Annotated in this window: 13 protein-coding genes; 8 read left to right on the top strand and 5 right to left on the bottom strand. The window is 47.0% G+C overall.

Annotated features, from left to right (window positions below; translation table 11 throughout):
• Positions 1 to 61: 61 nt before the first annotated feature.
• From gluQRS to mnhG, 8 genes are all read left to right on the top strand, one after another.
• Positions 62 to 1,012: a tRNA glutamyl-Q(34) synthetase GluQRS gene (gluQRS, locus tag B2337_RS04270; RefSeq protein WP_292414073.1), complete on the top strand. Its 951-nt coding sequence runs from the start codon at positions 62 to 64 to the stop codon at positions 1,010 to 1,012.
• A gap of 314 nt (positions 1,013 to 1,326) precedes the next feature.
• Positions 1,327 to 3,627, top strand: coding sequence for a putative monovalent cation/H+ antiporter subunit A (locus tag B2337_RS04265; RefSeq protein WP_292414072.1), 2,301 nt, complete (start codon positions 1,327 to 1,329; stop codon positions 3,625 to 3,627).
• Entirely contained in the window at positions 3,624 to 4,070 is a 447-nt protein-coding gene (locus tag B2337_RS04260; protein WP_292362433.1) for a Na+/H+ antiporter subunit B, read from the top strand. The genes B2337_RS04265 and B2337_RS04260 overlap by 4 nt, the downstream gene beginning before the upstream one ends.
• 34 nt (positions 4,071 to 4,104) lie before the next feature.
• The gene (locus B2337_RS04255; RefSeq protein WP_069295530.1) at positions 4,105 to 4,452 is read left to right on the top strand and encodes a Na+/H+ antiporter subunit C; all 348 of its coding nucleotides are present in this window, start codon (positions 4,105 to 4,107) and stop codon (positions 4,450 to 4,452) included.
• Positions 4,449 to 5,957 carry a Na+/H+ antiporter subunit D gene (locus B2337_RS04250; RefSeq protein ID WP_292414071.1) on the top strand — a complete coding sequence of 503 codons (1,509 nt, stop codon included), beginning with the start codon at positions 4,449 to 4,451 and terminating at the stop codon, positions 5,955 to 5,957. The genes B2337_RS04255 and B2337_RS04250 overlap by 4 nt, the downstream gene beginning before the upstream one ends.
• Positions 5,954 to 6,427: a Na+/H+ antiporter subunit E gene (locus B2337_RS04245; RefSeq protein ID WP_292362431.1), complete on the top strand. Its 474-nt coding sequence runs from the start codon at positions 5,954 to 5,956 to the stop codon at positions 6,425 to 6,427. Before B2337_RS04250 ends, B2337_RS04245 begins: the two co-directional genes overlap by 4 nt.
• A gap of 10 nt (positions 6,428 to 6,437) precedes the next feature.
• Complete coding sequence (locus B2337_RS04240; protein ID WP_292362430.1) at positions 6,438 to 6,710, top strand: monovalent cation/H+ antiporter complex subunit F; 273 nt, start codon at positions 6,438 to 6,440, stop codon at positions 6,708 to 6,710.
• A complete protein-coding gene (gene mnhG, locus B2337_RS04235) occupies positions 6,703 to 7,089 on the top strand; it encodes a monovalent cation/H(+) antiporter subunit G (RefSeq protein WP_292362429.1) in 387 nt (128 codons plus the stop codon). The genes B2337_RS04240 and mnhG overlap by 8 nt, the downstream gene beginning before the upstream one ends.
• Before the next feature lie 14 nt (positions 7,090 to 7,103).
• On the opposite strand, the gene B2337_RS04230 is transcribed toward mnhG, so the two are convergent.
• From B2337_RS04230 to B2337_RS04210, 5 genes are all read right to left on the bottom strand, one after another.
• A complete protein-coding gene (locus B2337_RS04230; protein WP_292414070.1) occupies positions 7,104 to 7,610 on the bottom strand; it encodes a hypothetical protein in 507 nt (168 codons plus the stop codon).
• A 24-nt stretch (positions 7,611 to 7,634) separates the two neighbouring features.
• On the bottom strand, positions 7,635 to 8,039 hold the full coding sequence (locus B2337_RS04225; protein ID WP_292362427.1) for a lysozyme inhibitor LprI family protein: 405 nt from the start codon (positions 8,037 to 8,039) through the stop codon (positions 7,635 to 7,637).
• Positions 8,040 to 8,089: 50 nt separating this feature from the next.
• Positions 8,090 to 9,661 carry a GGDEF domain-containing protein gene (locus tag B2337_RS04220; RefSeq protein ID WP_292414069.1) on the bottom strand — a complete coding sequence of 524 codons (1,572 nt, stop codon included), beginning with the start codon at positions 9,659 to 9,661 and terminating at the stop codon, positions 8,090 to 8,092.
• A 186-nt stretch (positions 9,662 to 9,847) separates the two neighbouring features.
• Positions 9,848 to 12,064: a heavy metal translocating P-type ATPase gene (locus B2337_RS04215; protein WP_292414068.1), complete on the bottom strand. Its 2,217-nt coding sequence runs from the start codon at positions 12,062 to 12,064 to the stop codon at positions 9,848 to 9,850.
• A 161-nt stretch (positions 12,065 to 12,225) separates the two neighbouring features.
• Positions 12,226 to 13,941 carry an SLC13 family permease gene (locus B2337_RS04210; protein WP_349677066.1) on the bottom strand — a complete coding sequence of 572 codons (1,716 nt, stop codon included), beginning with the start codon at positions 13,939 to 13,941 and terminating at the stop codon, positions 12,226 to 12,228.
• Positions 13,942 to 14,185 lie beyond the last annotated feature (244 nt).

The following is a 14,185-nucleotide window of genomic DNA, read 5'->3' as shown; positions in this document are numbered from 1 at the left end:
TGAAATTCATTGATGAACAGACTCTGATGTCATTCTACGTGGAGAATTATCACAACTAAATATGAATTCAGACTTAACAGAACCCACATACACTGGACGCTTTGCTCCCTCACCGACCGGGCCTTTGCATTTTGGCTCACTGGTAGCTGCTACGGCAAGCTTTCTGGATGCACGTGCGCACAATGGAAAATGGTTGGTGCGTATGGAAGATCTGGACAAACCCCGGGAAATAGCTGGCGCGGCAAAGGATATTCTCGAAACGCTGCAAAGTTTTGGTTTTGAGTGGGACACTGATGTGCTGTTTCAAAGTCAGCGCAATCCCGTTTACCGTGAAATGCTGACAAAGTTGCAATTGTCAAAACAGGCCTATCCCTGCGCCTGTAGCCGAAAAGAAATTAATGCCAGTGCTCTAATGGGGATTGATGGACCTGTATATCCGGGCTTTTGTCGTGATGGCTTGTCTGCTGTAAAACAAGTACGTACCTGGCGACTCAAAGTCAATGAACAACCCGTGTGTTTTTATGACCAGATTCAGGGGAACCAATCGCAGAACTTGGCTCGTGATGTGGGTGATTATGTGATTAAACGTGCAGATGGTTTGTATGCTTATCAGTTGGCGGTCGTGGTTGATGATGCCATGCAGGGTGTGACGCATATTGTTCGAGGTGCTGATCTGCTGGACTCAACGCCCAGACAAATTTATCTTCAGCAACAACTTGGATTTACCACACCACTTTATGCACATATTCCCGTAGCGACCAATCTGCAAGGCGAAAAACTCAGTAAACAAACCCGTGCACAGCCGATAAAGCAGAGAGACAGTGGCGTGGTCTTATGCCGGGTATTACGCTTTCTGGGTTTGCAACCACCGGCAGAATTGGCACATGTCCCGCTTGATGATTTATGGCAATGGGCAATACAGCATTGGCAGATACAAAACGTACCCAAGTTGCGACGCCAGGTTACGATGGTTCCAGCAGAACCAGAAGTAGAACCCACGATCGGGGTTTGATATTGGCCGACGCAGAGTCTACATTTGCGCAATTCGCTGACTTTTTAAAATTTTGCAGCAAGATTGCTTTTTCACAATTTCTGACGCCGTATATAAATAAGATAAGCAATCGTCCAAAAACCTTATTTTGCTTACATATTTTTATCTGATTTTGCGGTCTTTCCTTGCACCGTCAAATACTCTCCACTATTCTCACAGGCAACTTTTCCCGCTAGAAAATGACTTAAATCACAGCTCAACAATGACAAATTCACATTTTAGTCAATGGAATTGTCAGCTGGGCTGTGAGCTGAATTCAGGAGATATCGGATACGATGTTATTTGCCGTTTTATCAGGTTTTATTCTGGCCCTCTTTACGCCTTTTCTGCAGCGTATTGCAGGGAATAAAACCGGCTGGCTTTTAGCGATCTTGCCATTATCGCTAACGGTGTATTTTGCCAGTTTTATCCCATCGTTGGGCCAGGGTGAAGTCATCTATCAGCAATGGCAGTGGTTGCCGGGGATGGATATCAATCTGAGCTTTATGCTGGATGGACTGTCTTTGCTATTTACACTGCTGATTAGTTTTATCGGTATCTTCATTTTTATTTACGCAGGCAGTTACCTGAAAGGGCATCAATCGATCGCTCGTTTTTTTGTCATCATGCTCGCCTTTATGGCTTCAATGCTCGGGCTGGTGCTGTCCGATAATCTGATCAGCCTGTTTGTGTTCTGGGAATTAACCAGCATCACTTCCTATCTGTTGATCGGTTTTGATCATGAAGACGAATCCGCCAGGCGTTCAGCATTACAAGGTTTGTTTGTCACGGTAGGAGGTGGTCTGGCCCTGATGGCCGGACTGATTATGTTAGCCACTGCAGGTGGCAGCTATCAGATATCCGAGTTGCTAAGCGCATCAGACAGTCTGCTGGAGAGTCCGCTGGCCGTTGGCATGATCATCTGTATTCTGTTGGGTACGTTTACCAAATCCGCTCAATTCCCTTTTCATTTCTGGTTACCCAATGCGATGGCGGCACCAACTCCGGTATCGGCCTATCTGCATTCCGCCACGATGGTGAAAGCCGGGATTTATTTGATGGCACGTTTGAATCCGGCATTTACCGAACATGCTGTTTGGACATTCTCTCTTAGTCTGTTTGGTGCCATCACCATGTTTGTCGGAGCCTATCTGGCCTATAGCGCGACCAATATCAAGAAAGTACTGGCCTATTCCACCGTAATGGCACTCGGCACATTGACCATGCTGCTTGGAATCGGCACCGGATATGCGTTGATTGCTTTTGCCTGTTTCCTACTGGCTCATTCATTGTACAAGGCGGCGCTGTTTATGTTGGCAGGCGCAATTGACCACGAAATTGGCACTAAGGATTTAACCCTGATGGGTGGTTTGCGAAGTAACATGCCACGTACTGCGCTGATAACTGCCCTCGCCGCTTTATCGCTTGCCGGGATGCCACCCTTATTTGGCTTTATCGCCAAAGAAGCCATGTTTGAAGCGGTACTGGGCAATGATAATTATCAGGTATTACTCCTCATATTGGCCCTGGCCGCCGCGATGCTGGTCATGGCGATTGCTGCAGTCGTGGCGATTAAACCTTTTTACGGGGAATTACGCCCCACATCGAAAAAACCTCATGAAGCGCCTATGGCAATGTTGATAGGACCTTCGATTCTGGCGGTATTGTCGCTTATATTTGGTTTGCTGCCCTGGGTTCCCCAAAACGCCATTCTAAGCGCGACCGTCAATGCGATTTCAGTAGCTCCAGCCAGTTTGTCATTGGCCTTATGGCATGGCTTTAATCTACCGTTGCTGTTATCGGTGATTGCTCTGGCTGGCGGTATCCTGCTATTTATGGTCTGGCAAAAAATACGGCCAGCCATCGGTAATCTGACCACACAACTAAGTCATTACGGACCGGAAGCTGGCTATTTCGGCATGATGAATGGTATCACCGGGATCGCCAGCTGGCAGACCCGGTTGCTGCAAAATGGCAAATTAGGTAACTACATGATTGTCATGATCCTGACCACGGTGATTCTGGTCGGCTACACCTTGCTGAGTCAGTATGGTTTGAATGTGTATCTGAATGTTGAAGGTGTGGCGTTTTACGAGCTTTCCATTGCTTTACTGATGCTAATGGCCACCCTCTACGCCATTTACACCCCTTCACGCTTAGGGGCAGTCGCCAGCATGGGCGTTCTGGGTTTTACTGTAGCGTTGGTGTTTATTCATTTCAGTGCCCCGGATTTGGGCATTACCCAAGTTCTGGTAGAAACTCTCACGGTTATTTTACTGATACTGGTGTTATTTAAACTGCCGGGGTTCTCTCGGTACTCAAGCCGCTATGAAGTGATTCGGGATGCCAGCGTTGCGGTGCTGATGGGCGTGTTAATGACATTACTGATACTCGCAGCAATCGATGTGCAGTTTTTTGACTCCATATCAGACTTCTTTATCGAGTCCAGTTACCCGCTGGCCAAAGGCCGCAATATCGTCAATGTCATTCTGGTTGATTTTCGGGCACTGGATACGCTGGGCGAAATCTTTGTGCTGGCGATTGCTGCTCTTGGTGTTTTCTCAATGCTCAAACTGCGTGCTGAGGAGAAGTCATGAACGATAAAAAAACCAAAATAATGACTTTCAATACATTGATCCTGCACACGGCAGCTTTGTTTCTGTTGCCATTGCAGTTAATTTTTTCAGTGTTTTTATTATTACGCGGTCACGATGAACCAGGCGGTGGTTTTATTGCCGGGCTGGTCGCTTCGGGTGCTTTTGTGTTGTATTTATTTGCCCATGGCGTGGCATCAACGCGTGAAATCATGCGGGTCGAACCACGGGACTTACTGGCGTTAGGACTCTTGTTGGGGCTGGCAGCCATGTTTCCGGGCATGTTCCATGGTGAAGCATTTCTTACGGCCCAATGGTGGGAGTTTTCACTGGGTGAAACCGACATCAAATTATCAACGGTATTGATTTTTGATATCGGCGTTTATTTTGCGGTATTGGGGACGATTTTGACTATCGTGATGTCACTGACGGAGTCTGAAGAGTGAACGATAAACTGACTATTCGACAGGAGCTATCCGTATGGAATCACTGATGGCTTATGTGATCGGCATTCTGTTTGCAGCAGCGATTTATATGATGTTACGTCGCTCAATCGTCAAACTGGTTATCGGCCTGATTATTCTCAGCAATGCGGCCAACCTGCTGATTTTTGCCGTTTCCGGGATGACCCGCGGGGCTCCACCATTAATACCTGAAGGTGCGGCTGCCCCACTGGGAATCATTGCCGATCCTTTGCCTCAGGCATTGATCTTGACCGCCATTGTTATTGCCTTTGGGGTATTGGCCTTTGCCGTGGTTTTAATCCACCGGGCTTATGAAGTGGTGGGTAATGATGATCTGGATCAAATGAAGGATACTGACACTTGAGCCCGGAAGTTGTTTTACCCATTATTATCCCGTTATTGGCAGGCGCTTTAACGTTAGCCTTCTGGCGTTCAACGTTTTATCAGCGCTGGATTAGCCTGTTCGCCACCACCGCTTTACTCGGATCAGGCATCTGGCTATTAAGCAGTATTCGTGAAACTGGCTTTGTAGTGATGCAGATGGGCGGCTGGGCGGCACCGTTTGGTATCACCATTGTGGCCGATTTGCTAAGTGCGATCATGATCGTGTTAACCGGTATTATCGGTCTGGCGATTGCAGTTTTTTCCATGGCAGCCACACCTGATAAACATCAGAAATTCGGCTATTTCCCGTTAATGCATCTGTTACTTGCCGGGGTTGCCGGTTCTTTCCTGGCCGGCGATATATTCAATCTGTTTGTCTGGTTTGAGGTGATGTTGCTGGCCTCATTTGCGCTGTTGACCTTGGGCGGCGAACGCGCCCAGATGGAAGGCGCGATTAAATACGTCACGTTGAACCTGTTTTCATCAGCGATATTTCTATCCGCCATCGGCTTGTTATATGGCATGGTTGGTACACTGAACATGGCCGATATTGGTGACAAACTGAGTCAGGTAGAACATACCGGCATGGTCAATGTGCTGGCGATGATGTTTCTTATTTCGTTTGGCATTAAAGCCGCTGCCTTTCCGTTGTTTTTCTGGTTGCCAGCGTCTTACCATACCCCCCTGGTCGGTGTGTCCGCATTGTTTGCCGGATTACTGACCAAAGTCGGCGTTTATGCTTTATACCGGGTGTTTACGCTGATATTCATTGGCGATACCGGCTATACCCACACTATTTTGTTATGGGTCGCTGTGCTGACAATGCTGACCGGTGTATTGGGTGCGGCGGCACAGTTTGAGTTTCGCCGGATTCTGTCATTTCATATCGTCAGCCAGATTGGTTACATGCTGCTGGGATTGGCGCTATTCACACCATTAGCCATTATCGGTGGGGTGTTTTACATCATGCATCACATTATCGTGAAAACGAATCTGTTTTTGATTAGTGGTGTGGTGTATCGACTGTTGGGCAGTTATGACCTGAAAAAGCTGGGCGGAGTTTATAAACAACGTCCATGGCTGGCGATTTTATTTCTGATCCCTGCCCTGTCGCTTGCCGGTATACCACCATTATCAGGTTTTTTTGCCAAGTTTCTGGTGATACGGGCCGGTCTTGAAGTGGACGCCTGGATAGCGACCGGTACTGCCCTGTTAGTCGGACTGTTGACTTTATATTCAATGATCAAAATCTGGGCCGAAGTGTTCTGGAAAAAATTACCGGAGGGTATAGATGATTCTCGTTTAATCAGTAATCGAACAGACTCGCAATTATTGGTCATGCTGATACCGGTGGTTGGCTTAACCTTATGCACTTTGTACATTGGTCTGAATGGTGAACCCATTTATCAGTTAGCCAGTGATGCTGCTGATCAATTATTAAATCCAGCAGCCTACATTGAAGCGGTGCTGGGAGAAAACTTATGATCGGTTTTTTCCTGAATATCGTGCTGGCCCTGTGCTGGGTGGCGTTAACCGGCAATTTTGGGGGGCTGAATTTTATATTCGGTTTTGCACTGGGCTATATTGTTCTGGCCATCTCTCAAAATCAATTACCCTCACTGAGTGGTTATGCTCAACGCTTACCATTACTGCTTAGGTTTGCCGGTTTTTTTATCAAGGAACTGGTTAAGGCCAACTACAAAGTCGGTTTTGATATTTTGACCCCGCCCTGGCATATGCAACCAGGAGTTATCGCGTTTCCATTGGAAGCCAAGTCAGATTTTGAGATCACGATGGTGGCAAACTTTATTTCGTTAACCCCTGGGACATTAACGCTGGATATTTCAGATGATCGCCGGGTGTTGTTTATTCATGCGATGTTTCTGCAGAATGAAAAGGAACTATTAACTGACTTGCATGAAATCGAACAGCGTTTACTGGAAATATTACGCTGAGGAGCCTGCATTGAGCACATTTATTATCAATCTTGTCTATCTGATGCTATCCAGCGCTCTGCTATTGGCATTTATCAGAATGGCGAAAGGCCCTTCATTGCCGGATCGAGTGGTCGCATTAGAACTCATTGCTTCCATCGTAGCCGGTATTGTCGGCGTTCATGCCATCGATACCGGAGTCAGCAGTTTTCTGGATGTAGCGATTGTATTAGCGCTGACTGCTTTTCTGGCCGCCATTGGCTTTGCCCGCTTTCTGGAACGTGGAGGACCGCGTGATGACTGACATACTGGTCGCTTTTTTTCTGATTTCAGGCGCAGCGTTAATGTTACTGGCCGCCATCGGTATCATTCGCCTGCCGGATCTTCCGACAAGAATGCACGCCACCACCAAATCCGGGGCACTGGGAACCAGTCTGATAATGATTGGCGTGGCGGTCTATTTTGCTGATACCACCGTGGTTACTCGTGTAATAGCGATTATTGCGTTTATTATTCTGACGGCACCCGTTGCAGCGCATGTGATTGGCCGGGCGGGTTATTTTGTCGGGGTGCCCTTATGGAAAGGTACGGTAAAAGATGAACTGCAGAAGAATTATGATCCACAAACCCATGCTCTGAGCAGTGGTTTGGAGAAACCAACATCAAATAAAAAACCGGACTGAAATAAAAAACCTTTTTATTCAGGAAATAACCGGCTGGCTCCGCTATGCCCCTTAGGATCCCCTATTAACCAGATTTGCTCAAACGGATGTGCTTCGGGCAGGACTATCTGATACCGGTGCTTTTCAAAATCCTTTTGCTGCCACAAAGCATTCATATTACGCAACACCAACCATACACGTTGGCTATGATAGTTTTTCTCCGCCTTGCTGGCCAGTACAGCATTTAACGCTGCGATCAAACGGCGATTGACCGGTAATTGAGTCAACTGATGCAAGGCAGCCAGCATCTTGTCACCCGCTCCTCTGCCGAGAATGAGTCTGGCCTCGGCTTCACTGCCGTAAATATGGGCGATTTCCAGATCCAGCTTGCTGTCATTCAGGTAACAGCTGACATCAGGCTTGCGTGGCAGATTATGCCAGATATGTCGCATTGGAATGCCAGTCTGCTTTTCATAAAACCGCATAAACAATCTGGCTGCTTCATGCTCCAGATAGATCTTTTCCTGAATACTGCTGTTCATGGAAACAATTTCAAAGGTAATCAATTACTCTGTTTGTGGTTCGGGTAACAAAGCTGGCGTGCTATCCATATAGGTGAGATAACTGTGCCATATCTGATGAGTACGTAATTTTGTCATCCGAATAGAGCAGCTTAATCCCATAATGCTGCGGATGGTCCCATCTCTCCAGATATCATAAAGTGAACTGCATTGATCCTTGCGGTAAGTCAGCCAACTTTGCTGGGCCTTATCGATAGAGTCAACAATCAACTCATCTTCAGCATAACGTGCTCTGGCTTCTGCAAGATAATGCTGTAATTCAACTTCCTGTTGCTCCAGTTGCTGTGTCAGACATTGTCCAATCTCATAGGTGTTATTGGCGTTTGGGCAATCATTCGCGGCTAACAACGGTCCTGAGAGGCATAACAGGAAAAAGCTCATAATTTTCATAAACACTCCAACGCCCGGGACCAGAAACTTTGGGGAAAGTTAAGCGTGTCTCAGCGACTCGCCTCAACGTCTTCAACAATACACATATTCCTGCCTTGCTTTTTAGCTCTGAATAATGCGGTATCAGCACGGTTAAACACTTTTTCAGTGTTATCTCCTTGATGAAAAGTAGCGACACCGGCAGACACGGTGATTGGCACCGGCTTGCCATCATATAAAAATCGTGTGTTGTTGATTTCCTCGCGAATCTTATTGGCCAGCACTTCCGTGTCAGCTAACGCGGTAGCCGGAAATATGCCAACAAACTCCTCGCCACCGTAACGGGCCACAAAATCAATTTCACGGGTGGAAGTCGATAAAATTTCGGCAATGCGGATTAAGATCTTATCGCCAGCCAGGTGACCAAGACTGTCATTTATCTGTTTGAAATTATCAATATCCCAGACCACCAGGCTTAATGGATGTTTGTAACGCTGCCAGCGAATATATTCTGTTTCCAGGGCATCCATCAGTGCCTGACGGTTACTGATGCCGGTCAACGTGTCCTTACGAACCATTTCATGAGCTTTGCGTATGCCATCCTGTAGCGATTTGGTTTCAGCTTCCAACTCCTGAAGCCGATCGGTCAGTTTTTTTATTTCCTGTTGTGATTGGTAATAACGCGTCTGATCAGCATTACGATATTCATCGACCGCACCGCATAAGGCGGTTAAACGCTGACGAATAATGGATTTCAGCTCACGCGGTTCACTGGTGACATCAATCTGTTTATAAATATCATCCAATCCCGCATCAACCTTTTGACTTATTTTCTGGCGTTGCTGAAAAGCCTCTTCATCATCCTTTACCGTCAGTCGTAACAGATCATCAAGTTCATTAATGCGATCACTTAGCGTCGCCAGAAAAGCGCGATATTCAAGCTGCTGCAGCTGTGCCTGAGCCCCTAGCGCATTTATCAGGCTGGTCAGCGAATCAATGATTGTCGGTAATTTCTTTTTTGCCGGCTCGGTCTTCAGTTGCGCTTTTATTTCCTGGAGCTGGTCATTGAACATCTCCGGTATCTGCAAATTATCTATCATGCCGCATAACAACAGTGATATTTCAGTATTAACTTTGCTAAACCCAAGCTTTTGCAACAGTCCCGAACGGTTTTTTTCGACCACGGGTGTAACAGAAGCCTTGGAAATAATTGATTCCAGCAGGTTGACAGATTCCGGTAAAAGCTCACGCGCCTGATGACTGGAAGCATCTTTGAGTTGAATCAGCAGATTATCAACACGGGGCTGTGAATCCGCTGGAAAGCTTATGGATAACAAAAGATGTCGTAACAGTTCGGAGGCATCGGAACTCTGAGGACTCTCATCCATTAGGTTGATGCATTGCTGGATTTTTTCCAGAATATCGCTAATTTGCTCAACGTTTTTTTGGCTGCGTAACTCACGTCGAAGGGCATGCAGCTGTTTGTCCAATGCGGAATCAATGCCTTCTGCAACCAAAGCCAGTCGTCCAAGACTACGTTCCAAAAGTTGGGTATAGGTTGTTTGTTTCTCATCACTTGCAAGCAACTCAAGATACTTATGCTTCCATTGCTCGAGTTTGCTTTCCAGTTCTTCTGTCGTCATGGGTCCAACCTTTACTCAGGTATATTGTCCATATTTTAAACAGGGATATTACAACAGCTTCGAAAGGATCTATACCTAAAAGTTAACGCAATGTGAAACAAGCCCGTAATAATTCAGCAAGTTGAAACCTTTCGCTGAAATATGTTCGTTGTTTTATCAGTACAAAATCTTATGTGATATTAGCATTTACTGTATATGTTTAACCCGCTGTAGTCTTAGGGCATTTAACACAACAGAAACCGAGCTGAATGCCATTGCTGCACCGGCCAGCCAGGGCGCCAGTAAGCCCGCTGCCGCAATTGGAATGCCCAGAGAATTGTAGGCAAAGGCCCAAAACAGGTTCTGACGAATATTACGCACGGTCAGATGACTTAACTGTATAGCGGAAGAGACAGCATTTAAATCAGTTCGCATCAATGCAATATCTGCTGTTTCAATAGCCACATCGGTGCCGCTTCCCAAGGCTATGCCGATATCCGCCTCAGCCAGTGCAGGTGCATCATTGATACCATCACCAACCATTGCTACAACCTGACCCTGTTGACGTAATTCACGGATTTTATCAGCTTTGTGTTCAGGTAAAACTTCTGCAATCACGTTATCTATGCCCAGCTCCCGGGCAATTGCCTCAGCGGTAAGTTGATTATCACCGGTTAACATAACAACCTGCAGACCACGTTTTTTCAAGGCAATAACGGCTGTTTCTGCCGTCTCTCTTACTGTATCCGCAACCGCGATCAACCCAATCACTTGCTGATCCACAGCAATCAACATGGCCGTTTTCCCCTGTTGCTCCAACTGCTGTTGTTGATGTTGCCAGCCCCCCATATCAATGCCATTTTCCGACATCAGTTTTTTGGTACCCAGCTTGATTTGTGAAAGCTGGCTATTGAGTTCAACACTGGCCATCACGCCATGACCACTCAGCGACTTGAAATCATTAATGACTATTGATTTAGCGCTGAGTGCTGTTAAACCCTCGACAATGGCCTGTGCCAGCGGATGCTCTGATTTGGCCTCTATTGAACTCACCACAGTGGCTATAACCGATTGATCATAATCCTCGGCCACCACAAAATCCGTTAAGGCGGGTTTTCCCTCAGTGAGCGTGCCGGTTTTATCAAATACAATCGTGGTCAGAGATTGGGTTAATTCCAGAGTATCGGCTTGTTTAAAGAGAATACCGGCCTCAGCGGCACGGCCTGAACCCGCCATGATGGATGTGGGTGTGGCTAAACCCAGGGCACAGGGACAAGCAATGACCAGAACAGCCACCATGGTTTCCAATGCTCTGCCAATATCGCCGGGGGTAAACCATAACCACCAAAGCAGGAAAGTGATAAGGGCAATCATGACCACCACGGGTACAAAAATGCCTGACACTTTATCTGCCATACGCTGGATGGGTGCTTTGGAGCCTTGCGCCTGCTCCACTACCCTGACAATCCGTGCTAATGCAGCCTCTTCCCCCAGATGGGTAGCGCGAACCCGTAAAAAACCATTTTGATTAAAAGTCGCGCCGACAACTTTATCATTGACGCTTTTTTCTACGGGCATGCTTTCGCCTGTCAACATGGATTCATCGACTGCCGATTGCCCCTCAACAATGACACCATCAACCGGAATCTGCTGCCCGGGTTTAATCTGCACAATATCACCCTGTTGCAGTTCTTTGACTGACACCAATTTTGTCTGACCGTCAGCTGATTCCTTTAATGCCTGTTGGGGCTGGAGTTTTAACAGTTTTTTGATGGCTTCTGAAGTATGACCTTTGGCCCGGGCTTCAAACCATTTACCCAATAGAATCAGCGTAATCAACACTGCGCTGGTTTCAAAATACAAACCATCATGCGCCGCCATCGCGCCATAGTTGAAAGTCAGCCATAAACTGTAAAAATAGGCGGCTGAGGTACCCAACGCCACCAGTACATCCATATTGGCACTGCGATTTTTTAAAGCGTAATAACTGCCTCGATAGAACTGCCAGCCAATAATAAACTGCACCGGTGTGGCTAATGCCATTTGCACCCAGGCGTTCATTAATAATGTTGGAATCGGTATACCGCTGGTCCAGTTGAAATGTCCGACCATGCTGTACAGCAAAGGCAGTGACAAGATGGCCGCCGCGATAAACTTATAAAACTGTTTTTGTTGCAGCTGCTGGTTTGAATCCGTCTGCGGGTGTTCGATATCAATCAACTGGGCGGCATAGCCAGCCTTTTCGACCGTTATTATCAAACTGTCGGCATCCAGATTTTCACCACGAATAGTGGCTTTTTCATTAGCGTAATTAACCTGAACAGACTTCACAGCAGCCGCTTTTTTCAAGGCTTTCTCAATGCTGTTGGCACAGGCGGCACAACGCATACCGCTGAGTTGCAGTTGAATAATTTGCTGGGCCATTTTAATTCCTGTTCGCACAAAATCTGTGGAGTAATATTTTAAGATTGGGTCAGCAGGCTTGATTACAAGTTTACAGCGGCCATACCCACAAAATAACTGGTACGGCGGTCAGGATCACCAAAATAGATAACGGTAAACCCAGTCGCCAGTAATCGGTAAAACTATACCCCCCCCGGTTCCATCACCAGAGTATTGGATTGATGTGCGATGGGTGTCAGAAAAGCACAGGAAGCGCCTATCGCCACCGCCATCAGTAATGGGTCTGCTGACACATCCATGCCACTGGCCACACTGATAGCTATCGGTGCGGCTAATATCGCCGCCGCAGCATTATTAATAATATTTGACAGTAACATAGTGGCGACCATCAATATGATGATGGTCGCTGCTGGCGGTGTCGATTGAGCAAGATTCAACAAAAAGCTGGCAATCAATTCGGAGCCCCCGGTGGTTTCCAGAGCCTGTCCTACCGGCAGCATCGCCGCCAGTAAAACAATGACCGGTAAATCCAGACTTTGATAAATTTTTGTTACGGGCAGCAAGCCCGTAAAAAACATTGCCACCACCCCAGCAACCATAGCCGTTGCCGTGGAAACGGTATCAAACATGATCAGCGCAATAACAGCAGCAAAGACCAGTGAAGCGATAACGACTTTTCTTGGCTGCCCTAACCGCAGCCCCCTCGAAGCCAAAGGCAGACACCCCAATTCCACCATGACCGACTTGAGTACCTCCTCACTGCCCTGCATCAATAAAATATCACCTGCAACAAAACGAATCTGATGAAGACGTTGTTTCAGCTGATGACCTCGCCGTGCGACAGCGAGGATATTGATCCCGTAACGTTGACGGATCGATAAACTGCTTAAGGTATTTCCAACCAATAGTGAATCATGCGCCAGAATGGCTTCAACAACATCCAAGTCCCTGGTTTTTATTGATTCAGATGTTTCTTTCTCTGCTTCAGTTTGAGGATCCGTTTTATCGCCAGACAGTTTCAAACCCGTGATATCGGTCAACGCTTTCAAACTATCGGAATCTGCTTCAATCAACAGTACATCATCCTGCCGCAGAACTCGGTACATGGAGGGTGTGCTGAACCGCTCATCTTGACGGAGCAATGCCACTACAGTTATGTCAGCTTCATCTTCAACAGAGGTAACCAGATCCATCAAACTTCGTCCACTGTATTCACATTTTTCAGGCACCGTTAATTCTGTGAGGTAGCTGCTGATTTCAAATAACTCTTCTTCATTATTATTGACCTGTCGCTGCGGGGTAAGAAAGCGTCCCAGGAGTATCAGGAAAATAACGCCGACAACGGTTATCGCTATACCCACGGGTAAAAAATCGAACATGCCAAACGCAGGGGAATCTGTTTGAATACGATAACTGGCAATGATGATGTTAGGTGGCGTACCAATTAGCGTCAGGCACCCGCCCAGTAACGACCCAAATGCCAACGGCATCAAAAACATCGACGGTGAATGACCACTTTGACGGGACATCCAGATTGCCACAGGCATTAATAACGCCAATGCACCCACGTTGTTCATAAACCCAGAACAGATTGCCACAGTAATAGTCAGGGCAGCCATCTGCAGGGTGGGATGATTGCCAACACGGGTGAGTTGTCTGGCGATAGCGTCAACCACTCCGGCATTCACCAGTGCTTGTCCGAGAATCAATACCGCCGCCACGGTAATTACTGCAGGATGTCCCAAACCGGAAAACACCTCATCGGCCGGAATCAAACCGGTTAAAGCGACGGCTAATAATGCCAATACAGCAACCACGTCATAACGCAACCTGTCCCAGATAAACAAGCCGAGCGTTGCTGCCAGTACCGCGAAAATAATGATTTGATCAGTGGTCATCACAATCCTTTTACCCAGCAATATAACAGCTTGTTTTATGAACAGCTTTAGGGCGTGTTTATCTTTCATCTCCGCCTCTGTTGTGAGCTGAAAAAGCACCAATCAAGGCACCAGGAGCGCAGACCGGCGCGCGCCTCCCTGGCGCGCCGGCATACCGTCCATCCGTGGACATAAGAGGGGCTTTTTCAGTCACAACCCGAAGGGCTGGGACTATTTTTGCGCCCGCCTGCGTTGTATGAAATAC

It is taken from the genome of Methylophaga sp. UBA3192 (genome assembly GCA_002363955.1).
Taxonomy (GTDB): Bacteria; Pseudomonadota; Gammaproteobacteria; order Nitrosococcales; family Methylophagaceae; genus Methylophaga.
This window is presented reverse-complemented; position numbering and strand designations above follow the sequence as displayed.

Excerpts from the sequence above, each read along its gene's own strand:
- B2337_RS04255 (WP_069295530.1), top strand. The coding sequence starts at position 4,105 with ATGGAATCACTGATGGCTTATGTGATCGGCATTCTGTTTGCAGCAGCG.
- B2337_RS04220 (WP_292414069.1), bottom strand. The coding sequence starts at position 9,661 with ATGACGACAGAAGAACTGGAAAGCAAACTCGAGCAATGGAAGCATAAG.
- B2337_RS04210 (WP_349677066.1), bottom strand. The coding sequence starts at position 13,941 with ATGACCACTGATCAAATCATTATTTTCGCGGTACTGGCAGCAACGCTC.
- B2337_RS04265 (WP_292414072.1), top strand. The coding sequence starts at position 1,327 with ATGTTATTTGCCGTTTTATCAGGTTTTATTCTGGCCCTCTTTACGCCT.
- B2337_RS04230 (WP_292414070.1), bottom strand. The coding sequence starts at position 7,610 with ATGAACAGCAGTATTCAGGAAAAGATCTATCTGGAGCATGAAGCAGCC.
- B2337_RS04245 (WP_292362431.1), top strand. The coding sequence starts at position 5,954 with ATGATCGGTTTTTTCCTGAATATCGTGCTGGCCCTGTGCTGGGTGGCG.
- B2337_RS04215 (WP_292414068.1), bottom strand. The coding sequence starts at position 12,064 with ATGGCCCAGCAAATTATTCAACTGCAACTCAGCGGTATGCGTTGTGCC.
- mnhG (WP_292362429.1), top strand. The coding sequence starts at position 6,703 with ATGACTGACATACTGGTCGCTTTTTTTCTGATTTCAGGCGCAGCGTTA.
- B2337_RS04225 (WP_292362427.1), bottom strand. The coding sequence starts at position 8,039 with ATGAAAATTATGAGCTTTTTCCTGTTATGCCTCTCAGGACCGTTGTTA.
- gluQRS (WP_292414073.1), top strand. The coding sequence starts at position 62 with ATGAATTCAGACTTAACAGAACCCACATACACTGGACGCTTTGCTCCC.
- B2337_RS04260 (WP_292362433.1), top strand. The coding sequence starts at position 3,624 with ATGAACGATAAAAAAACCAAAATAATGACTTTCAATACATTGATCCTG.